The 23799-nt window shown below is 69.6% G+C and carries 21 protein-coding genes; 11 read left to right on the top strand and 10 right to left on the bottom strand.

What is annotated here, in order from left to right; genetic code table 11:
• Positions 1–273: 273 nt before the first annotated feature.
• On the bottom strand, positions 274–1032 hold the full coding sequence (locus P1J78_RS19435) for an SDR family NAD(P)-dependent oxidoreductase (RefSeq protein ID WP_275569051.1): 759 nt from the start codon (positions 1030–1032) through the stop codon (positions 274–276).
• A gap of 185 nt (positions 1033–1217) precedes the next feature.
• Here P1J78_RS19435 and P1J78_RS19430 point away from each other — a divergent pair, with 185 nt between their 5' ends.
• The 6 genes from P1J78_RS19430 to P1J78_RS19405 all read left to right on the top strand — a co-directional run bounded on the left by P1J78_RS19430 (position 1218) and on the right by P1J78_RS19405 (position 8663).
• A complete protein-coding gene (locus P1J78_RS19430) occupies positions 1218–1664 on the top strand; it encodes a methyltransferase family protein (protein WP_275569050.1) in 447 nt (148 codons plus the stop codon).
• Between the two features lie 129 nt (positions 1665–1793).
• Entirely contained in the window at positions 1794–3368 is a 1575-nt protein-coding gene (locus tag P1J78_RS19425; RefSeq protein ID WP_275569049.1) for a Re/Si-specific NAD(P)(+) transhydrogenase subunit alpha, read from the top strand.
• A gap of 13 nt (positions 3369–3381) precedes the next feature.
• Positions 3382–4827 (top strand): NAD(P)(+) transhydrogenase (Re/Si-specific) subunit beta, encoded by a 1446-nt coding sequence (locus tag P1J78_RS19420; RefSeq protein WP_275569048.1) that lies wholly within the window; start codon positions 3382–3384, stop codon positions 4825–4827.
• Between the two features lie 433 nt (positions 4828–5260).
• Positions 5261–5839 carry a tetratricopeptide repeat protein gene (locus P1J78_RS19415; RefSeq protein ID WP_275569047.1) on the top strand — a complete coding sequence of 193 codons (579 nt, stop codon included), beginning with the start codon at positions 5261–5263 and terminating at the stop codon, positions 5837–5839.
• A 229-nt stretch (positions 5840–6068) separates the two neighbouring features.
• Positions 6069–7244, top strand: coding sequence for a type III PLP-dependent enzyme (locus P1J78_RS19410; protein ID WP_374213363.1), 1176 nt, complete (start codon positions 6069–6071; stop codon positions 7242–7244).
• A gap of 138 nt (positions 7245–7382) precedes the next feature.
• Positions 7383–8663 carry a DUF3422 family protein gene (locus tag P1J78_RS19405; protein ID WP_275569046.1) on the top strand — a complete coding sequence of 427 codons (1281 nt, stop codon included), beginning with the start codon at positions 7383–7385 and terminating at the stop codon, positions 8661–8663.
• Positions 8664–8812: 149 nt separating this feature from the next.
• Here P1J78_RS19405 and P1J78_RS19400 read toward each other — a convergent pair whose 3' ends face one another.
• The 5 genes from P1J78_RS19400 to P1J78_RS19380 all read right to left on the bottom strand — a co-directional run bounded on the left by P1J78_RS19400 (position 8813) and on the right by P1J78_RS19380 (position 14687).
• Positions 8813–9784 (bottom strand): ABC transporter permease, encoded by a 972-nt coding sequence (locus P1J78_RS19400; protein WP_275569045.1) that lies wholly within the window; start codon positions 9782–9784, stop codon positions 8813–8815.
• Positions 9777–10784 (bottom strand): ABC transporter permease, encoded by a 1008-nt coding sequence (locus tag P1J78_RS19395; protein WP_275569044.1) that lies wholly within the window; start codon positions 10782–10784, stop codon positions 9777–9779. Before P1J78_RS19395 ends, P1J78_RS19400 begins: the two co-directional genes overlap by 8 nt.
• A gap of 57 nt (positions 10785–10841) precedes the next feature.
• Positions 10842–12551, bottom strand: coding sequence for a peptide ABC transporter substrate-binding protein (locus tag P1J78_RS19390; protein WP_275569043.1), 1710 nt, complete (start codon positions 12549–12551; stop codon positions 10842–10844).
• 37 nt (positions 12552–12588) lie between these two features.
• A complete protein-coding gene (locus P1J78_RS19385) occupies positions 12589–13614 on the bottom strand; it encodes an ABC transporter ATP-binding protein (RefSeq protein ID WP_275569042.1) in 1026 nt (341 codons plus the stop codon).
• A gap of 68 nt (positions 13615–13682) precedes the next feature.
• Positions 13683–14687 carry an ABC transporter ATP-binding protein gene (locus P1J78_RS19380; RefSeq protein ID WP_275569041.1) on the bottom strand — a complete coding sequence of 335 codons (1005 nt, stop codon included), beginning with the start codon at positions 14685–14687 and terminating at the stop codon, positions 13683–13685.
• A 298-nt stretch (positions 14688–14985) separates the two neighbouring features.
• On the opposite strand from P1J78_RS19380, the gene P1J78_RS19375 reads away from it, so the two are divergent.
• Entirely contained in the window at positions 14986–16149 is a 1164-nt protein-coding gene (locus tag P1J78_RS19375) for a M20 aminoacylase family protein (RefSeq protein WP_275569040.1), read from the top strand.
• A gap of 3 nt (positions 16150–16152) precedes the next feature.
• Here P1J78_RS19375 and P1J78_RS19370 read toward each other — a convergent pair whose 3' ends face one another.
• Complete coding sequence (locus P1J78_RS19370; RefSeq protein ID WP_275569039.1) at positions 16153–16335, bottom strand: DUF2934 domain-containing protein; 183 nt, start codon at positions 16333–16335, stop codon at positions 16153–16155.
• Between the two features lie 113 nt (positions 16336–16448).
• On the opposite strand from P1J78_RS19370, the gene P1J78_RS19365 reads away from it, so the two are divergent.
• Positions 16449–17243: a glycosyl transferase gene (locus tag P1J78_RS19365; RefSeq protein WP_275569038.1), complete on the top strand. Its 795-nt coding sequence runs from the start codon at positions 16449–16451 to the stop codon at positions 17241–17243.
• Positions 17244–17571: 328 nt separating this feature from the next.
• Here the strand turns inward: P1J78_RS19365 and moaA are convergent, their stop codons facing one another.
• Positions 17572–18579: a GTP 3',8-cyclase MoaA gene (gene moaA / locus P1J78_RS19360; RefSeq protein WP_275569037.1), complete on the bottom strand. Its 1008-nt coding sequence runs from the start codon at positions 18577–18579 to the stop codon at positions 17572–17574.
• 85 nt (positions 18580–18664) lie between these two features.
• Between moaA and P1J78_RS19355 the strand changes: the two genes are divergently transcribed.
• Together P1J78_RS19355 and P1J78_RS19350 are read left to right on the top strand one after the other, a co-directional pair.
• Positions 18665–19276 carry a hypothetical protein gene (locus P1J78_RS19355; RefSeq protein WP_275569036.1) on the top strand — a complete coding sequence of 204 codons (612 nt, stop codon included), beginning with the start codon at positions 18665–18667 and terminating at the stop codon, positions 19274–19276.
• Between the two features lie 55 nt (positions 19277–19331).
• Positions 19332–20909, top strand: a complete 1578-nt coding sequence (locus tag P1J78_RS19350; protein WP_275569035.1) for an AMP-binding protein — start codon at positions 19332–19334, stop codon at positions 20907–20909.
• Positions 20910–21037: 128 nt separating this feature from the next.
• Here the strand turns inward: P1J78_RS19350 and P1J78_RS19345 are convergent, their stop codons facing one another.
• On the bottom strand, positions 21038–22243 hold the full coding sequence (locus P1J78_RS19345; RefSeq protein WP_275569034.1) for an FAD-dependent monooxygenase: 1206 nt from the start codon (positions 22241–22243) through the stop codon (positions 21038–21040).
• Positions 22240–22890, bottom strand: a complete 651-nt coding sequence (locus P1J78_RS19340; protein WP_275569033.1) for a pyrimidine 5'-nucleotidase — start codon at positions 22888–22890, stop codon at positions 22240–22242. Before P1J78_RS19340 ends, P1J78_RS19345 begins: the two co-directional genes overlap by 4 nt.
• 101 nt (positions 22891–22991) lie before the next feature.
• Here P1J78_RS19340 and P1J78_RS19335 point away from each other — a divergent pair, with 101 nt between their 5' ends.
• The gene (locus tag P1J78_RS19335; RefSeq protein WP_275569032.1) at positions 22992–23645 is read left to right on the top strand and encodes a GntR family transcriptional regulator; all 654 of its coding nucleotides are present in this window, start codon (positions 22992–22994) and stop codon (positions 23643–23645) included.
• Positions 23646–23799 lie beyond the last annotated feature (154 nt).

Here is a 23799-nt window from a genome sequence, read left to right as displayed (position 1 = left end):
CAGCGCCGCCTCTCGGCGATTGCTCTGCAATCGCCTGTCGGCAGGGCATTTCGTTTCGAAATGCCCGAGAGACCCGCCCCCACCGGGGCGGCGCTCCTGGCGAGGACGGTGCCAAGTGTCCGACCCACATGCTTATGTCTCCGGAGGCGCAAAGCTCGACCGCGCCCCGGCGGGTCGGCGCTGCACGGCGTTCCGCTCGACCGGACCCGCAACCCGGCAAGCTTGACCGGCCTGCGGCGCACCGCCTGACGCCGCCCTAAGGCCGCGCCACGCTCAGACCTCGCCGCCGGCGATGGCGATGGCTTGGCCGTTGACGCTGCCCGAGGCCGGATCGCAGAGCCAGAGGGCCGCGGCGGCGACCTCTTCGGCCCCGATCAGGCGCTTGTGCGCGTTGGCGCCGACCATGATCTGCATCGCCTCCTCCTCGCTCACGCCGGCGCGGTCGCGGATCGAGGCGACGTTGCGGGTGACGATGTCGGTGTCGACATAGCCGGGGCAGAGCGCGTTGAAGGTGATGTCGCGGCCGGCATAGTCGGCGGCCAGCGCGCGGATCAGCCCGACCATGCCGTGCTTCGACGCGGTATAGGCCGGCGCGCCCTTCAGCCCGCGCAGGCCGGCGATGGAGGAGACCGCGATCACCCGGCCGCCGCCCACCTCGCGCATCGTCTTCAGCGCCTCGCGGATCGTCAAGAAGGCGCCGTCGAGATTGGTGGTCAGCGTCCGGCGCCAGAAGTCGAGATCGGTCTTCAGGATCGACCGGCCCTCGGCCACGCCGGCATTGGCCACGTGAACCGCCACGGGGCCGCGCGCGGCGACGGCCTCGGCGAAGCCGGCGGCCACCTCCGTCTCGTCGGTCACGTCCATCTGCCGGGGGTGGAGCCGGGGATGCGCCTCTGCCGCGGCGGCGAGGCGGGCGGTGTCGCGCCCGGTGATCGTGACTTCGGCCCCGGCCCCGGCCAGCGCGCGGGCGATGGCGAGGCCGATCCCGCTGCCGCCGCCGGTGACCAGCGCGTGCCTGCCGTCGAGTGTCATCGGGCGCCCTCCGTTTCGAGGGACTGTACCGGGTGCGCCTCCCGGCGCAAGGGGCGCGCGCCGCCGCGCGAGGATCGTCCCGGCCCGTGGCGAGGCGGTGATCCCGGTCCGCGCGGTCGCTCGTGGCGGCGGGCGCGGACCCCGAGTGGCTTTTCCCTCCCGGCGGGGCGGGGTAGCGTGGCGGCATGGGAAAGTGGATCGACATGCCGCCGGTCTGGCTTCTGGGCGCGGTGGCGCTCGCCTGGGGGCTGGGACAGGCCGTGCCGGAGCCGTCGTTCGGCGGCTGGGCGCGGGCGGTGGCGCCGGTCCTGGTGCTGGCGGGGCTGGCGCTGATCGCCGCCGCGGCCTGGGAGTTCCGGCGGGCGCGCACCACGATCATCCCGCACGAAGCGCCGCAGGCGATGGTGGCGCAGGGCGTCTACCGCCTGTCGCGCAACCCGATCTATCTGGGCGACGCCCTGATCCTCGCCGGCGCGATCCTGTGGGGCCAGGCGGTGGTGCCGCTTGTGCTGCTGCCGCTGTTCGTCTGGATTATCCGCGCGCGGTTCATCCTGCCCGAGGAGGCGCGGCTGGCGGCGGCCTTTCCCGACGCCTTCGCCGCCTATCGCGCGCGCACGCGGCGCTGGATCTGAGAGGATCTGCACGGTCGCCGCCATCGGCCGCACCTCAAGAGCTTGTGATGCGGGGCGGGCCAAGTTATCGACAGTGCCGGACCGTACGGAAACCGTGCAGGAAACGCTGCCAACGGAGGGTGGAGAGTCTTGAAGATAGGGACACCGAAAGAGGTATTCGAGGGCGAGGCCCGGGTGGCGATGACGCCCGACAGCGCCCAGCAGTTGCAGAAACTGGGCTACGACTGCGCCATCGAGACCGGCGCCGGCCTGCGGGCGGGCTTCACCGATGCCGCCTATCGCGAGGCCGGTGTGGAGATCATCAACACCGCCGCCGGGCTGTGGAAGGCCGTCGACATCGTGGCCAAGGTGCGCCCGCCCTCGGAGACCGAGGTGAAGCGGCTGAAGAAGGGCCAGACGCTGATCTCGTTCTTCTACCCGGGCTCGAACGAGGCGCTGATGGAGCTGGCCAAGTCCAAGAGCGCCAATGTCATCGCGATGGACATGGTGCCGCGGATTTCCCGGGCGCAGAAGATGGACGCGCTGTCTTCGATGGCCAATATCGCCGGCTACCGCGCGGTGATCGAGGCGGGCAACCATTTCGGCCGGTTCTTCACCGGCCAGGTGACGGCCGCCGGCAAGGTGCCGCCGGCGAAGGTTCTGGTCGTGGGCGCCGGGGTGGCGGGGCTCGCCGCGATCGGCACGGCGACGAGCCTGGGCGCGATGACCTTTGCCTTCGACGTGCGGCCCGAGGTGTCCGAGCAGATCGAGTCGATGGGGGCGGAGTTCGTCTTCCTCGAATTCGATGAATCGTCGCAGGATTCGTCCTCGACCGGCGGCTATGCCGCGCCGTCCAGCCCGGAGTTCCAGGAAAAGCAGCTGGAGAAGTTCCGCGAGCTGGCGCCCGAGATGGACATCGTCATCACCACCGCGCTGATCCCGAACCGGGACGCGCCGGTGCTGTGGACCAAGGACATGGTCGAGGCGATGAAGCCCGGCTCGGTCATCGTCGACCTGGCCGCCGAGCGCGGCGGCAACTGCGAGCTGACGGTGAAGGACGACAAGATCGTCACCGACAACGGGGTGACCATCGTCGGCTATACAGACTTCCCCAGCCGGATGGCGACGCAGTCCTCGTCGCTCTACGCCTCGAACGTGCGGCACATGATGACAGACCTGACGCCCGAGAAGGACGGCCAGGTGGTGCACGACATGGAGGACGACGTGATCCGGGGGGCGACGGTCACCTATGCGGGCGAGATCACCTTCCCGCCGCCGCCGCCCAAGGTCGCGGCCATCGCCGCCGCGCCCAAGCGCGAGACGCCGAAGCCGCCGACGCCCGAGGAAAAGCGCGCCGCCGAACTGGCCGCCTTCAAGGCGGAGACCAAGAGCCAGATCACCTATCTGGGGGTGGGCACGCTGGTGCTGTTGCTGATCGGGGCCTTCGCGCCCGCGAGCCTGATGGCGCATCTGATCGTCTTCGCGCTGGCCTGTTTCGTGGGCTTCCAGGTGATCTGGAACGTGAACCACGCATTGCACACGCCGCTGATGGCGATCACCAACGCGATCTCGGGGATCATCGTAGTGGGGGCGCTGCTGCAGATCGGCTCGGTCAGCTGGCTGGTGGTTCTGCTCAGTTTCATCTCGGTGCTGATCGCCTCGATCAACATCGTCGGCGGCTTCCTGGTCACGCGCCGGATGCTCGCCATGTTCCAGAAATCGTAAGGGGGGACGTGCAATGTCTGCCGGTTTCGTTTCGGCCGTCTATATCGCGGCCTCCATTCTCTTCATCCTGGCCCTGGGGGGCCTGAGAAACCAGGAAAGCGCCAAGCGGGCGATCTGGTACGGCATCGCGGGGATGTTCCTGGCGATGATCGCGACGATCTTCGGGCCGGGCGTGTCGAACCTTTTCCTGATCCTAGTGGCGGTCGGCGCGGGTGCGGTGGCGGGCACCATCGTGGCCGGGCGCGTGCAGATGACCGAGATGCCGCAGCTGGTGGCGGCGCTGCACTCTTTCGTCGGCCTCGCGGCGGTGTTCATCGGGCTGAACGCGGACGTGATGCTGAACGCGGTCAACGAGCTGAAGGCTGCCGGCACGGCCATCGGCGACGCAGAGCTGACCGGGTTCGGCGAGCGGCTGTGGAAGAAGGATGTGACAGAGATCGCGATCCTGAAGGTCGAGGTGTTCCTCGGCATCTTCATCGGGGCGATCACCTTCACGGGCTCGGTCGTGGCCTTCGGCAAGCTCGCCGGCAAGATCACCTCGAAGCCCGAGAAGCTGCCGGGCGGGCACATGCTGAACCTGGCGGCAGTGCTTGCCTGCCTGGTGCTGGGCGTCCTCTACTGGGGCGGCGCCGGGGCCTGGACGATGGTGCTGATGGCGGTGATCGCGGGCTTCATCGGCTGGCACCTGATCATGGGGATCGGCGGGGCCGACATGCCCGTGGTCGTGTCGATGCTGAACTCGTATTCCGGCTGGGCGGCGGCGGCGATCGGCTTCACGCTGGGCAACGACCTCTTGATCGTCACCGGCGCGCTGGTGGGCTCCTCCGGTGCGATCCTGTCCTACATCATGTGCCGCGCGATGAACCGGCATTTCGTCTCGGTGATCCTCGGCGGCTTCGGCGGCACGGCCGGCCCGGCGCAGGAGATCGAGGGCGAGATGGTGTCGATCGACGCCGACGGCGTGGCCAACGCGCTGAACGACGCGGATTCGGTGATCATCGTGCCGGGCTACGGCATGGCGGTGGCGCAGGCGCAGAACTCGGTCAGCGAGCTGGTGCGCAAGCTGCGCGGCGCGGGCAAGGAGGTGCGCTTCGGCATCCACCCGGTCGCGGGGCGGCTGCCGGGGCACATGAACGTGCTCCTGGCCGAGGCCAAGGTGCCCTATGACATCGTGCTGGAGATGGAGGAGATCAACGACGATTTCCCCGACACCGACGTGTCCATCGTCATCGGCTCGAACGACATCGTGAACCCGGCGGCGCAGGAGGATCCGAACTCGCCCATCGCCGGGATGCCGGTGCTGGAGGTCTGGAAGGCCAAACAATGCTTCGTGCTGAAGCGGGGGCAGGGGACCGGCTATTCCGGCATCGAGAACCCGCTGTTCTTCCGCGACAACACGCGGATGTATTACGGCGACGCCAAGGCCTCGATCGACGCGCTGCTGCCGAAGATCGACTGAGCGCGTATCGCGCCGGGGTTAACCCGGTCTTCACCGGTTCCGGCCATCCTGCTTGGAGCGGCCGGCGCGACCGGCCCCGAAACATCCCGCCCCGTTTTTGGGGCGGGGTGTTTCGCCGCTTGTAACCGCTATTCCTGTTCGGGGGGACGCCACGCTCAGCCGCGCTGACCCGGCGCCCTGCGGGACGGCAGTGCGGGTCGGCGGGCGATGGCTCGCGCCAAGACATCGCATGGTCGGGTTAACGCCGGGTTACCGCGTCCGGGCGGGGTCCGTCGGGCCGTGGGGCGGGATCCGTCGAGACGTGCAGCCGACGCGAGGGTGTGGTAGGGATGCGAGCCGCCACCGTCCGCGCCCCCAAGGGGGCGTTCCCGTTGACCCCGCGACGCTGGCTGCGTATTGGGTTCAGGCCCACGAAGCCGGAAGGACGAACCCCATGAAATCAGGCCTGAAATCCATCGCGCTGCTGGTCGGCCTGGCCGCCGGCACGGCCGCACAGGCAGACCGGCTCGACGAACGCTGGCAGACCCAGCGCGAGTTCTACATGGAGCTGTCCGACACGGCCTGCGCCGGAAACGAAAACGACCACGACTTCCTGTTCAACGCCGCGGTGCAAGAGAGAAACCCGGTGGCCATGAACAGCCTCGCCTGGTTGATCCGCCCCGGCACCGACTGCGTGGGGGTCGCGCATGACCGCGAGACCTGGCTGGAGCTTCTGCAGACCTCGGCCGAACGCGGCTATCCCGTCGGCATGAGCAACTGGGGCCACGTCCTGGTCACCGGAGACTACGGGCCGCGGGACCTGGAGTCGGGCCTGCTCTATCTCGAAGAGGCGATGGAACAGGGGAACGCGAAATCGGCGGAGATCCTGGCGCTGATCTACGGCGAAGGCCGGCATGGCGTGGCGCAAGACCTGTCGACGGCCCGGATGTTCCTGCAGCGCGCGGGCATGCTGGGCATGGACGAAGGGCAGCTGACCCTCCTCGCCGACCGCCTGAATCGGCAGGAGGACTGAGCCGTCCGGCGGCGGCCCGCGCTGGCCGCCTGCGGCGCCTGGCGCGCACTCCCACGGCGCCCCGCCGCCCCGCCGAAAAATTCCGCTTGCGTGAATCATGTTTGCGCCCCATATGCGCGCGCAAGACGCCAACGCACGCGCCTCTGTCTGGCAGCATCGCCATCACGTAGCGACGGTAACGTCTCCCTTGGTACAGAGCGACCCGCCCGGGTCCCCCCGTCTATTGGAGATGACCATGACGATGTTGTTCAGCGGCCCCGCCGCCTCCGAAGCCGTATCCTTTCCCTCCCGCGCCGAGCGGTTCATCGCGGCAAACCGGTTCGACCAGCCGACGCTGGTGCTGGACACCGACGTGGTGGCCGAGCGGTTCCGCGCGCTGCAGGCGGGGCTGGGCGACGCGGCGATCCACTATGCCGTGAAGGCCAACCCCGAGCGGGCGGTGGTCGAGCGGCTGCTGGCCGAGGGGTCGAACTTCGACGCCGCCTCGCGCGGCGAGATCGAGCTGTGCCTGTCGCTGGGCGCGCGGCCGGCGCAGATTTCCTTCGGCAATACCGTCAAGCGCGCCTCGGACATCGCCTTTGCCCATGCCGCCGGCGTGCGGCTCTTCGCGGCCGATGCCGAGGAAGAGCTGGAGAAGATCGCCGAACACGCGCCGGGGGCCGAGGTCTATATCCGCCTGCTGGTCGACAACCCCGCGGCCGACTGGCCGCTGTCGCGCAAGTTCGGCTGTGCGCCGGACGCCGCGATCCGCCTGATGGACATGGCCCGCGCGCTGGGGCTGGTGCCGGTCGGCCTGTCGTTCCATGTCGGCTCGCAGACCCGCAAGGCGGCGATGTGGACCGGGGTGCTGGACGACGTGGCGGCGGTCTGGCACGCGGCGCGCGCCGCCGGGCACGACCTGTCGCTGATCAACATCGGCGGCGGCTTTCCGGCCTTCTACGGCGAGGTGGTCGAGGCGCCCGCGATCTACGCCGCGCAGGTGCGCGCGCAGGTCGCGGCGCGGTTCCCCGGCGCGCGGATCATGGCCGAGCCGGGCCGCGGCATGGTGGCCGAGGCGGGCGCCATCGCCTGCGAGGTGATGCTGGTGTCGAAGAAGCACGACACCGACATGCATCGCTGGGTCTATCTCGACATCGGCAAGTTCTCGGGGCTCGCCGAGACCATCGACGAGGCGATCCGCTACCAGTTCGCGACCCCGCGCGACGGCGATCCGGCGGGCCCCTGCGTCCTGGCCGGGCCGTCCTGCGACAGCGCCGACGTGCTCTACGAGCAGCGGCCGGTGCTGCTGCCGCTGACGCTGAAGGCGGGCGACCGGGTGGTGATCCGCAACGCGGGCGCCTACACGTCGAGCTATTCCTCGGTCGGCTTCAACGGTTTCCCGCCGCTGGAGGTGCTGGTCCTGTAACCGCCCTTGCGGGCGGGGCGCCCGGCCCGCAAGGGGCGCGCGCGCGCCCTGCGCGAAACGCCGCAGGGGGCGCGGCGCGGGGTTTACAGGCGTGGTCCAGCGGATACCGTCGCCCAAGCATCCACAGCGGCGACCGAGATGAGCGAACTCCAGGACCACCCGCAGCGCTATGCGCTGGCCAACGAGCTGCATGCGCGGCCCTTTCCCTCGCTGGCCGCGCCGGCGCATGCCGTCTACCTGGCGGTGAAGCGGCCCGAGGACGCCGCTGGCCGCGACCGCGACGCGGACCTCGCGCATCTTCTGGACCTGCTGGACCGCTTCGGCGCGCAGCATCCCAAGCCCGGCGCCACGCATTACTTCGCCGATCTCGGGCCGTTCCGGCTGAAATGGGAGCAGCATACCGAGTTCGTCACCTACACCGCCATCGTCGACGGGGTGGAGGGGCGGCCCTTCGACAAGGCGGCCTTCTCGGTCTTTCCCGACGACTGGCTGGCGCAGGCGCCGGGGGCGCGGATCACCTCGGGCTTTCTGCGGTTCGAGCCGTTCACCACCGCCGAGGAGGTGGTCGCGAAACTGTCGGACTGGTTCGTGGGCGACAGCCTGGCGGCCAGCGAGATCCTCGACGGCGCGGCGGTGATGGCGGGCGATTTCCGGATCGACAGCGCCGGGCACATGCGCTTTGCCGTGTTCCCCAGGCCCGATACCGGGCCGGCGCGCTGCGGGCGCATCCTGCAGCGAATCTGCGAGATCGAGACCTACAAGACGATGTCGATGCTGGGCTTCGCCCGCGCGCGCGAGCTGTCGCCGCGGCTGGGCGAGCTGGACAACCGGCTGAACGCGCTGATGAAGGAGACCACGGCGCAATCGGCCCCGGCAGAGCACACGCTGGGCGGGCTGTTGCAGATCACCGCCGAGCTGGAGCAGCTGCTGTCGCAATCGGCCTTCCGCTTCTCGGCGACCGATGCCTATTCGACGCTGGTGCTGGACCGGATCCGGGTGCTGCGCGAGGAGCGGTTCGAGAACCGGCAGACCTTCCACGAATTCATGGCGCGGCGGTTCGACCCGGCGATGCGCACGGTGCGCTCGGCCGAGGCGCGGCTGCGCTCGATGGCCGAGCGCGCGGCGCGGGCGGGGGAGCTGTTGCGCACCCGGGTGGACGTGGAGCGGTCGGCGCAGAACCAGAAGCTCCTGGAATCGATGGACCGCCGCGCCGACCTGCAGCTGCGGCTGCAGGAGACGGTCGAGGGGCTGTCGGTGGTGGCGATCAGCTACTACGCGGTCAGCCTGGCGGCCTATCTGCTGTACCCGGCGGCCTCCGTGGCCGGGGTGTCGAAGGGCTGGCTCACGGCGCTTCTGGTGCCGGTGGTCGTGGGGCTCGTGTTCGTGCTGGTGCGGCGGGTGCGCAAGCGGCTGAAGTGAGACGCCGCCAAGCGGGGCGCCTGCGGCGCAAGATCTCTGGCACTTCGTGCGCGTTGGGGGGCCAGCCCCGCCGTCCATCGTGCTTGAACCGATGGCGCATAATGAACGGCCCCCCGGAGTATTTCCGGCCAGAAGATGCAGGGGGCGGATCAGCGGCCCCGGATGCGGGGGTCGAGCGCGTCGCGCAGGCCGTCGCCGATATAGTTGACCGACAGCACCGTGAGCGAAATGGCGAGGCCGGGCCAGATGACGCGCTCCGGGTAGAGCTGCATCCGGTCGACGCTGTCGAACAGCAGGCGGCCCCAGGTGGGGAAGTCGGGCGGGAAGCCGAAGCCCAGGAACGACAGGGCGGATTCGGTGATGATCGCGGTGGCGATGCCGAGGGTGGCCGAGACCATGATCGGCGACAGCACGTTGGGCAGGATATGCCGGGTGATCATCCGCCGCGACGGCGTGCCGATGGAGCGGCCGGCGAGGACGAATTCGCGCTCCTTCAGCGCCAGCACGTCGCCGCGCACGATCCGTGCGGTCTGCATCCACGAGGTGATGCCGATCAGCGAGACGATCAGCACGAAGACCCCGCCCTCCGGCCCGAAGGCGGCCGAGAGCATGTCGCGGAACAGAAGCACCGCGACCAGCAAGAGCGGCAGGATCGGCAGGGCGAGGAACAGGTCGGTCAGCCGCATCAGCGGCCCGTCGAGCCGGCGGAAGTAGCCTGCGATCACGCCGATCAGCGTGCCGATGCCGATCGACAGCAACATGGCGGTCAGCCCCACGGCGATCGACACGCGGCCGCCCGACAGCATGCGCGAGAGCGTGTCGCGGCCCAGCTGGTCGGTGCCGAGAGGGTGGGCCAGCGACGGGCCCTGGTTTTTGGCGCGGATGTCGATATAGGTCGGGTCGATGGTCCAGAGGTAGGGGCCGAGGAACACCGCCACCACGATCAGGATGAACACCGCGGCGCCGACCAGCGCGCCCTTATGCGTCTTGAACTGGTCCCAGACGTCCCACCACTGGTTGCGCGGCGGGCGGTACTCGGTCGCCGGGTCGAGCGCCGGGGCCGCGCCGGCGCCGGCGGGGTTGTTGGCGGGTTCCACGGGGACGTCGTCGCGGTCAGTCATAGCGGATTCTCGGGTCGAGGATGCCGTAGAGCACGTCGGCGATCAGGTTGAACAGCACGATCAGCACGGCGAAGATGAAGGTCAGCGTCTGCACCATCGGCAGGTCGTTGGCCTGGATCGCGGTGATCAAGAGCTGGCCGATCCCGTTCACCTTGAACACCTGCTCGGTGATGATCGCGCCGCCGAAGATCGCGGGGATCCCCAGCGCGATGACGGTGACGACCGGGATCATCGAGTTCCGGAGCACGTGCAACAGCACCACGACCCGCTCGGTCATGCCCTTGGCGCGGGCGGTGCGCACGTAGTCCTGGCCGAGGTTGTCGAGCATCGAGGCGCGCATGAAGCGGCTGATCTGCGAGGTGATCTGCAGCGCCAGCACCATCACCGGCATGATCATCTGCTTGAGCTGCACCACGAAGCTGTCCCAGTCGTTGACCTCGTGGGTGGTGTCGTAGATCGACGGAAACCAGCCGAGATTCACCGAGAAGATCACGATGACCAGCACGCCGGAGAAGAACGGCGGCACCGAAAAGCCGACCATGGTGATGAAGGTACCGGCCTGGTCGAACCAGCTATATTGCCTGTAGGCGGAATAGACGCCGATCGGGATGGCGATGAGGATGGCCACGATATAGGCCACGCCCACGACCCAGAGCGTCTGGGGGATGCGCTGGGCGACGATGTCCATGACCGGCGAGCGGGACTGCCAGGAGATCACGCGCTGCTGGCCCTCGGCCAGCGCGGTGCCGAACAGGTTGTCGATCAGGTGCAGCGGTTCGACCCAGAAGAACTGGACCAGCCATTTCCAGAAGCGGACATGGACCGGTTCGCCCAGCCCGAGCGCCTCGCGCATCCGTTCCTTGACCTCGGGCGGTACGGTCAGCGGGACCTGCGCCATGGGATCGCCCGGCGCCAGTTCCAGCAGCAGGAAGATCACCAGCGAGATGAACAGGAGCGTCGGAATCGCCAGCAGCAGGCGGCGGATCGTGAAGGTGAGCATGGGGCGGGCCTTCGGCGTAGGGGGTAGGGCGGGGGATCCCCCGCCCTACCGAGGTGCTCACATGTCCTTGCGGTACCAGTCGGCCGCGTTCCACAGCTCGCTGTCCCAGGTGTTCAGGATCACGCCGCCGAGGCTGTTGGCATGGGCCGAGACCCGGCCACGGTCGACCAGCGGCAGCATGATGTAGTTCTGCATCAGCATGTCGTTCATCGCCTTGGCGAGTTCGGCGCGCTTCTTGATGTCGCCGGTCTGGGCCATCTCGGCCACAAGCGCGTCATAGGCCGGGTCGCAGTAGCGCGGCATGTTGTTGCCCTGCCACTGGTTCTCCGGGGACGGCGCCTCGTCGCAGGACCAGTTCGCCATGTAGGCTTCGGGGTCGGTGCCGTCGAAGTTGTTGGCGTACATCTCGACGTCGGCATAGAACTTCTGGAAGGTGTCCGGGCTGCCCGGGTCGCCGCCGAAGAACACCGAGGCGTCGATGTTGCGCAGCTCGGTCTCGATGCCGATCTCTTCCCACCACTGCTTGATCAGCGCCTGGAAGTCCTGGCGCACGGCGTTGGTCGAGGTCTGGTAGAGCACCGACAGTTCCACGCCGTCCTTCTCGCGGATACCGTCGCCGTCGCTGTCGACCCAGCCGGCCTCGTCCAGTAGCGCCTTGGCGCCCTCGATATCCTGAATCAGGCAGGCGTCGTTGGCCGTGGAGGCATAGATCTCCGGCGCCGGCAGCACGTTGCAGGTGGGACGGCCGGCTTCGCCATAGCCGATCTCGGTCAGCAGTTCGCGGTCGATGGCCATCGACATCGCCTGGCGCACCGCGATGTCGGTCAGGAACGGATGCGGGTGCTCCTTGGTGGCGCGCTCACCCTCGGGCAGGTCGGGGGACGGATCGGTGAGGTTGATCATGATCCGCTCGACCAGCGTGCCGAAGGACGACACGACCTGGCCCTGGCCGGCCGAGGCCATCTGTTCGAGCACGTCGGGCGCCAGCTGCAGGTTCCAGGCATAGTCGAACTCGCCCGTCTCCAGCACGGCGCGGCCCGCGGCCGTGGCGTCGCCGCCGCCCTTGAAGGTCACCGTCGCGAAGGCCGGCTTGTCCGGGTCGCGGTAATGCTCGTTCGCCTCCAGCGAGATCACGTCGTTGGGGCGGAACTCGGTCACCGTGAACGGGCCGGTGCCGACGGGGGCGAAGTTGGCGTCGGTGCATTCCGGCGCCTTCGGGCCGAGGCAGTCCTGGAACTGCGCCTTCTGGATGATCGGGGCCTGGGCGCCGACGAAGGGGCCGTAGGGGAAGGGCTTGGGCACCGAGAAGTTGACGACGACGGTGTGCTCGTCCGGCGTCTCGACGCTTTCGACGTCGTTGTACTTCTCGGACTGGGCGCAGCCGCCGCCCTCGGCGGTGCAGTATTCCCAGGTGAACTTGACGTCTTCCGAGGTCACCGGGGTGCCGTCGGACCACTGCAGGCCCTCCTTCAGGTGCCAGGTGATCGAGGTCAGGTCCTCGGACACGCCGCCGTTCTCGGTCGTGGGCACCTCGGTGGCCAGCCAGGGCACCAGGTTGCCGGCCTCGTCGTAGCGGGCCAGCGGTTCGATCACCAGGCTCGCGGCCTCCAGGTCCTTGGTGCCGCCCGACAAATACGGGTTCATGATCGACGGCGCCTGCCAGTAGATGATGTTGAGGTGGCCGTCCTCGCCGCGTTCGGCCTGGGCCGCCAGCGGCGCCAGCGCGACGGCGGCGGCTGCCCCGAGTAGCGTTGTCTTAAGTTTCATTGGATCCTCTCCTTGTTGGCTTTGCTCTGACCTCGGGTCACGGCGCGGTTTCGCCCGCGTTCTTGTCGTCATGGTCGTAATGCAGGTGGCAGGCCGCGTAATGGCCCGGCGCGATCTCGCGGAATTCGGGGTCGATCCGGTGGCAGATCTCCATGACCCGCGGGCAGCGGGTGCAGAAGTTGCAGCCCTCCGGCGGGTTGGCGGGGCTGGGCACGTCGCCTTCCAGGATGATGCGCTGGGTCGTCGCCTCAAGGTTGGGGTCCGGCTCGGGCACGGCGGACAGGAGCGCCTGCGTGTAGGGATGCTTCGGCTCGTTGTAGAGCGGGTCGCGCGGCGCGAGCTCGACGATCTTGCCCAGATACATCACGGCGACCCGGTCGGCGATGTGGCGGACCATCGACAGGTCGTGGCTGATGAACAGGTAGGTGAGGCCGAATTCCTTCTGCAGGTCCTCCAGAAGGTTCACCACCTGCGCCTGGATCGACACGTCGAGCGCGGCGATGGGTTCGTCGCAGACGATGAAGCGCGGGTTCAGCGCCAGGGCGCGGGCGATGCCGATGCGCTGGCGCTGGCCGCCCGAGAACTCGTGCGGGTAGCGGTGGGCGAAATCGCGGTTCAGGCCCACGGCATCCATCAGCTCGTAGATGCGGGCGAGCTTTTCCTTCTTGCTCAGGCTGGTGTGCTCGTCCAGCGGCTCGCCGATGATGCCGGAGACGGTCATCCGGGGGTTGAGCGAGGCCTGCGGGTCCTGGAACACCATCTGCATCTTGGGCCGCACCCGGCGCAGCTCTTCCGGCGACCAGGTGGCGATGTCGGTGCCCTCGATGGTGATCGAGCCGTCGGTGACCTCGTAGAGCCGCAGCACGGCGCGGCCGCAGGTGGACTTGCCGCAGCCGGATTCACCGACGAGGCCCAGCGTCTCGCCCTCGTAGATCTCGAAGGTGACGCCGTCGACGGCCTTCACCGCGCCGGTCTGGCGGCGCAGGACGCCGGAATAGACGGGAAAGTGCAGCTTGAGATCGACGACCTCGACCAGCCGGTCGGCATTGGCGTAATCAAACATCGCACGCTCCCCGCGCCCGTCCGGGCGCTTGTCGCGAGGCGGCCCGCCAGGGCCGACGAGCGGCGCGGTCACACATGGCGCGGCCCTCCCGTGGCGGGATCCCAGAAACAGGCGGTGTCGTGGGCCGGGCCGCAGGGCACGCGCGGCGGGTTCTCGCGGTCGCAGCGTTCGAACCGGTGGCTGCAGCGCGCCCGGAACGGGCAGGCGTCGGGCGGGCCGGCCAGCACCGGCGGCTGGCCCTGGATCACGCGCAGTCGGTCGGCGCGGTCGCCGTGCATCGCCGGCACGGTCTCCAGCAGCGCGCGCGTATAGGGGTGCTGCGGATTGCCGAACAGCTCCTTGACCGGCGCATGCTCCACGATCTGGCCGCCATACATCACGATCACCCGGTCGGCGATGCCGGCGATCACGCCCAGGTCGTGGGTGATCCAGACGATCGCCATGCCGAGCTTCTGCCGCAGGTCTTTCACCAGTTCGAGGATCTGCGCCTGGATCGTCACGTCCAGCGCCGTGGTCGGTTCGTCCGCGATCAGCACCTGCGGGTCGCAGGCCAGCGCTATGGCGATCATGACGCGCTGGCGCATCCCGCCCGAGAACTGGTGCGGGAAGTCGGTCAGCCGGCTGGCGGCGTCGGGGATGCCGACGAGCTCCAGAAGCTCCTTGGCGCGCACCCGGGCGGCGCGCTTGTCCATCCCCATATGCTTGCGCAGGGGCTCCATGATCTGGAAGCCCACGGTGAAGACCGGGTTCAGCGAGGTCATCGGGTCCTGGAAGACGAAGCCGATGCGCGCGCCGCGGATCGCCCGCAGCGTGTCGTCGTCGGCCTGCAGCAGATCCTGGTCGCCGAACATCACCTGGCCGCCCCGCACCTCGGCCGGCGGCGAGGGCAGCAGCCCGATCAGCGACATCATGGTGACGGATTTTCCGGACCCGCTTTCGCCCACCACGCCCAGCAACTCGCCGGGCTTCAGGTCGAAGCTGACCGAGTTCACGGCATGCACCTCGCCCCGGCGGGTGCGGAACACGGTCTTCAGTTCCTTTACGTCAAGTACCGGCAGCGCCCCGTCGGGCATGCAGAACTCCCCAGAATATTGTCGGGCCTGTTGCCCACCCGGGACGTGGCGCCCGGTTACGATTTGGGGACGTTACCACGGAATTATTATGCAGCAAGCGATTACTCAGGGGCAATTTGCGGCGGTTTTCGACTTGCCCGGTGGTTGACCGGACGTCGGTCCGGGACGCTCGCTTTTTCGATGGGACAGTGGTCGTGTCCCGGCCCGCGCCCGCGGTCGCGGGGCCTGTGCGGAAGAAGAGCCTTGAGGCGCCGGGCGTTCTGGCCCACCTATGGGGAAAGCCGCAATAGAGGTCCCCATGCCCGTCAAGAACCGTTTCGCCGAACTGCTGCCCCAGATCACCGAATGGCGCCGCGACATCCACGCCAATCCGGAGATCCTCTACGACACGCACCGCACCTCGGCGCTGGTGAAGGAAAAGCTGGAGGCGTTCGGCTGCGACGAGGTGGTGGAGGGGATCGGCCGCACCGGCGTGGTGGCGGTGATCCGGGGCAAGACGAACACCTCCGGCCGCACCATCGGCCTGCGCGCCGACATGGACGCGCTGCCGATCGAGGAGGCGACGGGGCTCGATTATGCCTCGAAGACCCAGGGCGCGATGCATGCCTGCGGCCATGACGGCCATACCGCGATGCTCCTGGGCGCGGCGCAGTATCTCGCCGAGACCCGCAACTTCGACGGCACCGCCGTGGTCATCTTCCAGCCCGCCGAAGAGGGCGGCGCCGGCGCGCGCGAGATGTGCGACGACGGGCTGATGGAGCGCTGGAAGATCGACGAGGTCTACGGGCTGCACAACTGGCCGGGCCAGCCCGTCGGCAGTTTCTCGATCCGGCCCGGCGGGTTCTTCGCCGCGACCGACCAGTTCGAGATCGTGATCGAGGGCAAGGGCGGCCATGCCGCCAAGCCGCAGGAGGGGATCGACCCGACCGTCGCGGCCAGCCACGTGGTGATCGCGCTGCAGACCATCGCCAGCCGCAACGTCGACCCGACCGAGCAGGTGGTCGTGTCGGTGACGTCCTTCGAGACCTCGTCCAAGGCGTTCAACGTGATCCCGCAGCGGGTAAGCCTGCGCGGCACGATCCGTACGCTGGACGCGCAGGTGCGCGAGCAGGCCGGCCAGCGGCTGCGCGAGATCGCCGCGCGGCAGGCCGAGGTGTTCGGCGCGGAGGCGAAGATCGACTGGCTGCCCGGCTATCCGGTGATGGTGAACGCCGACACCGAGACGGACTATGCCGCCGAGGTGGCGCGCGCCGTGGCCGGCGACTGCGCCGAGGCGCCGCTGGTGATGGGGGGCGAGGATTTCGCCTTCATGCTGGAGGAGCGGCCGGGCGCCTACATCCTTCTGGGCAACGGCGACAGCGCGCCGGTGCATCACCCGGAATACAACTTCAACGACGAGGCGATCCCCGCGGGCTGCTCCTGGCTGGCGGGGATGGTGGAATCGCGCCTGCCGGCGGCCTGAGCGTCAGCGCGTTTGCCGGGCCTCAAAAGTCGCGGGCGCGCCGTGGCGGGCGTCGCGGTCGCGTTCCAGCGCGGTGCGGGCGGCCTGCCAGTGGGACTGGTCGCGGCCGTCGGGGCGCCCTTCCTGCAGCCAGAGCCAATAGGCGTTCTGGGCAATTCGGTCGACGCTGATCTTGCGGCGGCGCATGGCGGGGCTCCTTTGCCTTGTTACGAGACACAACCCGCGCGACCGGCCGGCCGTTCCGCCGCGCGCGTTCACGTTTTCCGGTTTCGCGAACGGCCCGTGCGAGGAGGGGACGAATGGCGCCGGTGACGGTCGTCTGCATCAAGTGGGGCACGGCTTTCGGGCCGGAATACGTCAACCGGCTGTATTCCGGGGTGCGGCGCAACCTGGCCCGCCCGGTCCGGTTCTTCTGCATGACAGAGGAGACGGCCGGGCTGCACCCGGAGGTGGAGGTGCTGCCGCTGCCGGCGGAGCCGTTCCAGGCGGAGATGGCGGCGGCGCTGGCGGTGGCGAACCGGCAGGGGGCGATGCGCAAGGTGTCGCTGTTCCGGCCCGGCCTGCTGCCGCCGGGGCCGGTGCTGGGCTTCGACCTGGACGTGGTGATCACCGGTCCGTTGGACGACCTCGTCGATTTCGCGCCGGGCAAGGTGGCGATGCGGGCCGACTGGGTCGAGGCGCGGCGCGGGCGGGCGACGGGGCACGGCTCGGTCTTCCGCTACGATCCGGGGCGGCATCCGTGGCTCTACGAACGGCTGGCCGCCGACCCGGGCGGAGAGGTGGCCAAGGCACGCGGCTCCGAGCAGCGCTATACCTCGACGCTGGCGCAGGAGATGGACGCCTTCGCCTATCTGCCGCCGGACTGGGTCGTGAGCTTCAAGCACGACTGCCTCGGGCTGCCGCCGGTCAACTGGCTGCGCCCGCCGAAGCTGCCGGAGGGGGCGCGGGTGGTGTGCTTTCACGGGCGGCCGAAGATGCCGGAGGCGGTCGCGGGATATCGCGGCTCGTGGCTCCGGTGGTCGCGGCCCTGCGGCTGGCTGAAGGAGCACTGGATCGACCGGGCGGCGGCGGATCTGGGGCCGGACTGGGCGTGAGCGGAGCGGGTGTCCAAGGTTGGACGGGGTGGTAAGGTTTTGTAATTTTTACAGATAGCGCTAACTGGGCGCGGTTGTCCGCGAGACAGGATGCCTCCCATTAACGCTTGCCTGATGACGGCGCCGTGTGAGCGGTGTGAGCGGAATGCCCTGCGGGACGGGCGGGTATCGTCCTCGGCCGTTCCGGCGTCCTGGCTAGGCGCGCGAGTCCGGGTCGCAGTGCCGGGGGGCTCGCCGAGGACGGCGCAGGCGGTTTCGAGACCGCTTGCAAGGGCCGTCGAAGGCCCTTGCCCCAAGGCGCTTCGAAGCGCCTTGCCGGCCGCGGCCGTTACCCGCCGGTATGGCTCATGTGCCGCGTCATCTGGCCGTCGGCGCGTTGGCGGGAATAGTCGAAATCGTGGCCCTTCGGCTTGCGGCCGATGGCCTTTTCGATGGCCGAGACCAGCGGCGCGTCGGTGTCGGGGAAGTCCCGCAGCGGCTTGCGCAGGTCGGCCATGTCCTCCTGCCCGAGGCACATGTAGAGCTCGCCCGTGCAGGTCAGCCGCACCCGGTTGCAGGATTCGCAGAAGTTGTGCGTGAGCGGCGTGATGAAGCCGATCTTCTGGCCCGTCTCCTCCAGCCGCACATAGCGCGCCGGCCCGCCGGAGCGTTCGGCCAGATCGGTCAGGGTGAAGCGTTCGGCCAGCCGCGCGCGCACGTCCGTCAGCGGCCAGTACTGGTCGATGCGGTCGACATCGCCCATCTCGCCCATCGGCATGACCTCGATGAAGGTCAGGTCCATGTCCTCGTGCCCGCACCAGTCGACGAGATCCCACAGCTCGTCCTCGTTGAAGCCCTTGAGCGCGACGGCGTTGATCTTGACCCGCATCCCGGCGCGGCGCGCGGCCTCGATCCCCTTCATCACCTGCGGCAGGCGGCCCCAGCGGGTGACCTTGGCGAATTTCTCCTCGTCCAGCGTGTCGAGCGAGATGTTCACCCGGCGCACGCCGGCGGCGTACAACTCATCGGCGAATCGGGCGAGCTGCGAGCCGTTGGTGGTCAGGGTCAGCTCTTTCAGCGCCCCGCTGTCGAGGTGCCGGCCCATCGCGTTGAAGAAGGTCATGATGTCGCGCCGGACCAGCGGTTCGCCGCCGGTGATGCGCAGTTTCTCCACGCCGAGCCCCACGAAGGTCGAACACAGCCGGTCGAGTTCCTCGAGCGTCAGCAGCTCCCTCTTGGGCAGGAAGGTCATGTGTTCCGCCATGCAATAGGTGCAGCGGAAGTCGCAGCGATCCGTCACCGAGACCCGCAGGTAGGTGATGGCGCGTTCGAACGGGTCGATCAGTTGCGGCGTCATCCCCTACACCTAAGGCGCGCGGAACCTTGCCGCAAGCCACAGCATCGTGTTGAAGGACGCACAGATTCTCCATACGGTGCAGGCCATGAAAAAGACCACTCTCCTTCTGACGGTTCTCGCGCTGGCGGGGTGTTCCGGCAACGGTCCGGGGTTCCTGGGCGGCGGAAACACCACGCCGGACGCCGAAACCACGCTCCCCCCGCCCGAAACGGACGCGGAAACGGACGCCGACGCCGACGGCGAGACCTCGGTCGAGGACACCGCGGCGGCGGCGCTGGACGAGGTCGAGGCGAATCAGCCCGACCCCGCCGCGCAGCCCGAGCCCGAAACCACGCCGGCCGCGCCGCCCGCCGAAGAGACGGCGACGGTCGAGGAACCGGAGACGCCGGCCGAAGAGACGACGGCCGAGACCACCGCGCCGGCGCCGGAGCCCGAGGCCGCCGGGGATGGCCGGCTGGGCACCACCGTCGCCTCGATCGGCGCGGCGGACGAGCCCGGCTTCTGGATCAAGACGCCGCTGGTGACCGAGGCCGCCTCGGGCCGGCTGTTCTATCCGGCGTCGGGCCGCACGGTGCAGGTGCAGCTGATCCCGTCGGGCGGGGCCGCCGGATCGGGCAGCCAGGTGTCGCTGGCGGCACTGCGTCTCCTCGACGCGCCGCTGGACGGGCTGCCGGAGCTTGTCGTCTACCGCAACTGATCCCGCCGATCCGCTGGGCCGCCGGCTGTTCCGGCGGATCGGGGACTGGCAAGAGATGCGCGCAGGGTTCCGCTGGTCGGTCCCTGCGCGTTTCAATATGGGCGAGGCCTGTTGCGACAGCTGGGCGCGGGCCGACCCGACGCGCGAGGCCGTCGTGCATCTGCGCGGCGACGGGGCCGTCGAGCGCTGGAGCTATGCCGATCTGAAGCGGGCGAGCGACGGGCTGGCCGCGTCGTTCCGGGCGCGGGGCGTGGGCCGCGGCGACCGGGTGGGCGTGTTCCTGGCGCAGGCGCCCGAGGTGCTGATCGCCCATCTCGCCTGCTACAAGCTGGGCGCCGTGGCGCTGCCGCTCTTTGCGCTATTCGGGCCGGACGCGCTGGCCTATCGGCTGGGCGACAGCGGGGCGCGGGCGGTGGTGACCGACGCCGACGGGCTGGAAAAGGTGATGGACCTGGCCCCGGGCCTGCCGGAGCTGGCGGCCGTCTACGCGGTGGGCGGCGGCGCCGCGCCGGTGCGGGATTTTCACGGCGAGATCGCGGCGGCGGGTGCGTTCGAGCCGGTGGAGACGGCGGCGGACGACCCGGCGGTGCTGATTTACACCTCCGGAACGACGGGCGATCCGAAGGGGGTGCTGCACGCGCATCGCTTCCTGCTGGGGCATCTGCCGTCGATGGAGGCGAACCACGAGGGGTTCCCGAAGCCGGGCGACCGCGGCTGGACCCCGGCGGACTGGGCCTGGATCGGCGGGCTGATGGACATGGCGATGCCCTGTCTCTATTACGGCCGGCCGCAGCTGTCGCACCGGATGCGCAAGTTCGACCCCGACTACGCCTATCGGCTGATCCGGGAGCACGGGCTGACCACGTTGTTCCTGCCGCCCACGGCGCTGAAGCTGATGCGGCAGGCCGACGTGCCCGGGGGGCTGGCGGTGCGGTCGGTGTCTTCGGGGGGCGAGGCGCTGGGCGCGGACCTGCTGGACTGGGGGCGGAGCGCGCTGGGGGCGCCGATCAACGAGCTTTACGGGCAGACGGAGTGCAACCTGGTGATCGCCTCGTGCCACGGCTCGATGGCGGTGCGGCCGGGGGCGATGGGGTTCCCGCTGCCGGGCTTCGAGGTGGCGCTGCTGGACGGCGACACGGTGCTCGAGGGGCCGGGCGAGGGCGAGATCGCGGTGCGGCGCGGCACGCCGGGGATGTTCCTGCGCTACTGGAACAAGCCCGAGGCGACGGCGGCGAAATTCGCGGGCGACTGGATGCGGACGGGCGACCTGGGGCGGCGGGACGCGGACGGCTATTACTGGTTCGCGTCGCGGGACGACGACGTGATCACCTCGGCCGGCTACCGGATCGGGCCGTCGGAGATCGAGACCTGCCTGGTGGGGCACGCGGACGTGGTGAACGCGGCCGTGGTCGGCGTGCCGGACCCGGTGCGGACGGAGGCGGTGAAGGCCTTCGTGGTGCTGCGCGACGGGGTGGCGTGGTCGGACGCGCTGGCCGCGGCGCTGGTGGCGCGGGTGCGCGAACGGGTCAGCGCGCATGTGGCGCCGCGGCAGATCGAGCCGATCGCGGAGCTGCCGATGACGGCGACGGGCAAGGTGATGCGCCGGGCATTGCGGGAGCGGGGGGCCGGTTAGCGGGGCCTCGGCTGCGCCTCGGCGCGCTCTGTCTCTCCGTCCTCGGCTTCGCCTGCGGGCGGAGGCCGCCTGTGGCGGCGCGTCGCGCGTGTCGGGCGGTGTGCTTGTGGCGGGGGCAGGGCGCGGGGTTACCGGCGGCCGAGGCCGGCCTGCATGACGGTGCGGCGGAGCGGCGGGGTGTCGTGGACCGTGCGCAGGCCGGCGCGGCGCAGCGCCTGGATCGGCGGCTCGCCGGACTGGCAGATGCGGTTGTAGAGGTCGATGATCCGGGCGCGCAGGGCGATGTCGCGGGCGCGGCGGCGGTCGTAGTCTTCGAGGTGGGCCGCGGTGCCGAGTGTCGCGGGGGCGTCGCGGGCGAGGTCGCACAGAAGCGCGATGTCGTGGAGCGAGGTGTTGAGCCCCTGCGCGCCGATCGGCGGTAGGACATGGGCGGCCTCGGCCACCAGCGCCACGCGCTCGGCGGTCAGGCGGTCGGCGGTGCGGGTGACGACGGGCCACTGGCCGAGGCGGCCGGTGCGTTCCATCGGGCCCAACAGGCCGCAGGCGCGGGCGGTCATCTCGGCGTCGAAGGCGGCCGGCTCCATCGCGGCGAGGGCGGCGGCGCGGGGGCCGGCGTTCATCCAGACGATGGCGGAGGCGGGGCGGCCGTCGATGTCCGGCAGCGGCACCGTGGTGAAGGCGCCGCCGTCGTTGTAGACCTCGGTCGAGACGTTGCCATGCGCCGCCGGATGCGTGGCGTTGAAGGCGAAGACCTTCTGGCCGTAGCGCCGCGTCGTGGCGCCGATGCCGGCGGCCTCGCGCACCGGCGAGTCGCGGCCGTCGGCGGCGATGACGAGCCGCGCGGCGACGCGGCGGCCGTCGGTGAGGGTCACGCGGGCCTCGGTGGTGCGGGTCAGCAGGCTGCGAAAGCCGGTGCCCCAGGCCAGCTCGACCCCGGGCTGGCGCGCAAGGTTCGCCACCATCTCGCGCCGGGTCAGCGCGTTGGGCAGGTTCCAGCCGAAGGTCTCCTGACCCAGCTCCTGCGGCTGGAACACGCGGGTCTCGCGGATCTCGGGCGGCCAGCCCTCGGTGTCGACGATGCGCAGCGCGTCGAGGCGGACGGCGTGGGGCGCGAGCCTGTCCCAGAGGCCGGTGCGCTCCAGCAGGTCGCGCGAGGGGCCGAGAAAGGCGGTGGAGCGCAGGTCCTCGCCGTCGGTGTCCTCGGGCGGGGGCGGCGAGGGGTCGGCCAGCAGGACCGAAAAGCCGGCATGCGCGAAGGCGGCGGCGGCGGCGAGGCCGGCGAGGCCGCCGCCGGAGATGAAGATGTCGACGCGGGTCAGGTTCTTGTCGCTCATGTCAGGCGCTCCAGGAAGGCCGCGAGGTCGGCTGTGTGGTGATGCACGTGCGCGGGCGGCTCGGGATGCGGCTCGGGCGCGACATGGACCGTGCGCATCCCCAGCGCATGCGGCACGGCGAGGTTGCGCACGTCGTCCTCGAACATCGCGGCCGTCTTCGGCTCCAGCCGGTCGGCGGCGAAGACCAGGTCGAAGGCCGCCTGTTCCGGTTTCGGCCGCCAGTTGGCGTGCTCGATCCCGTAGACGGCGTCGAAGACCTTCGACAGCCCGCGCGCCTCCAGCACCCGGGCGGCGTATTCGCCGTCGCCGTTGGTGTAGACGATGCGCCGGCCGGGCAGGGCGCCGATCGACTCGGCCAGCGCCGGATCGGGCGCGACGTGGTCGAGCGAGATGTCGTGGACCTCGCGCAGGTAGGGCCAGGGATCGGTGCCGTGCCGCTCCATCAGTCCCGCCAGCGTCGTGCCGTGGTCGCGCCAGTAGCCGTGGCGCAGCCGGTCGGCGGCGGCCGCGTCCAGCCCCAGCTCGCGCATGACGAAGGCGTTCATCTTCCGCTCGATCTGGTCGAACAGCCGCACCTCGGGCGGATAAAGGGTGTTGTCCAGGTCGAAGACCCAGTGCCGGACATGAGAGAAACGATGCGCCACCATGCCGCTGTTTTAGGTCTGGCATCGGGGGGCGTCCATCGGGAAGGTTGAATTCCGGCCCGGACGGGTCGTAATGTATACCACCGTATTCCGGAGAGGCCCGAATGTCCGACAGGGGACCGCCGCAGAGGGACGCCTACGAGCTGATACTCGAGGCGATCGACGTCGGCACCTACAAGCCCGGCGACCGGCTGGTCGAGAGCGAGCTGGCCGAGCGGTTCGGCGTGTCGCGCACGCCGATCCGCGAGGCGCTGCAGCGGCTGGAGACGCAGTCGCTGCTGGCGCGCGACGGGCGGTCGCTGATCGTGGCCTCGCTGGATCACAACCAGCTGGCCGAGCTTTACGTAGTGCGCACCGAGCTGGAGGGGCTGGCCGCGCGGCTGGCGGCCAAGCACGCCACGCCCGAGGAGGTGCGGGTGCTGCGCGAGATGACCGAGTCGGACTGGGGGCTGTTGAACGACCCGACGGCGCTGGCGCGGGCGAACAAGCGGTTCCACCGGCAGGTGCATCTGGGCTCGCACAACCGCTATCTCGTGCAGCAGCTGGATCTGGTGCACCGGACGATGGCGCTTCTAGCGACGACGTCGCTGGCTGTGGAGGGGCGCGGCGAGAGCGCGCTGAACGAGCATCGCGCGATCGTCGAGGCCATCGAGCGCGGCGATTCCGATGCGGCTGACGCGGCGCTGCGGGCGCATATCTCGAAGGCCTACGAAACCCGGCTCAAGCACGATGCCGACGGGTTCGCGGCGGCGGAGTAGAGCCTGTCGCACAGAGGCGGGCCCCGGTTCCGTGCGCCTCGGACATGCGACATCAAAGGCTTAGCAGGCTGCTGAAGAAGTCGGGTTGGAAGGACGTTATTCCTGTCGCCGGGGCTGGAAGGCGGGTCGCTCGCAGATGCGAACGTCGGGTCCA

Origin of the sequence: Psychromarinibacter sediminicola, from assembly GCF_029168335.1 — a bacterium.
Lineage (GTDB): Bacteria > Pseudomonadota > Alphaproteobacteria > Rhodobacterales > Rhodobacteraceae > Psychromarinibacter > Psychromarinibacter sediminicola.
Note: the sequence above shows the minus strand (reverse complement) of the source record. Positions and strands in the feature narration are given on the sequence as shown.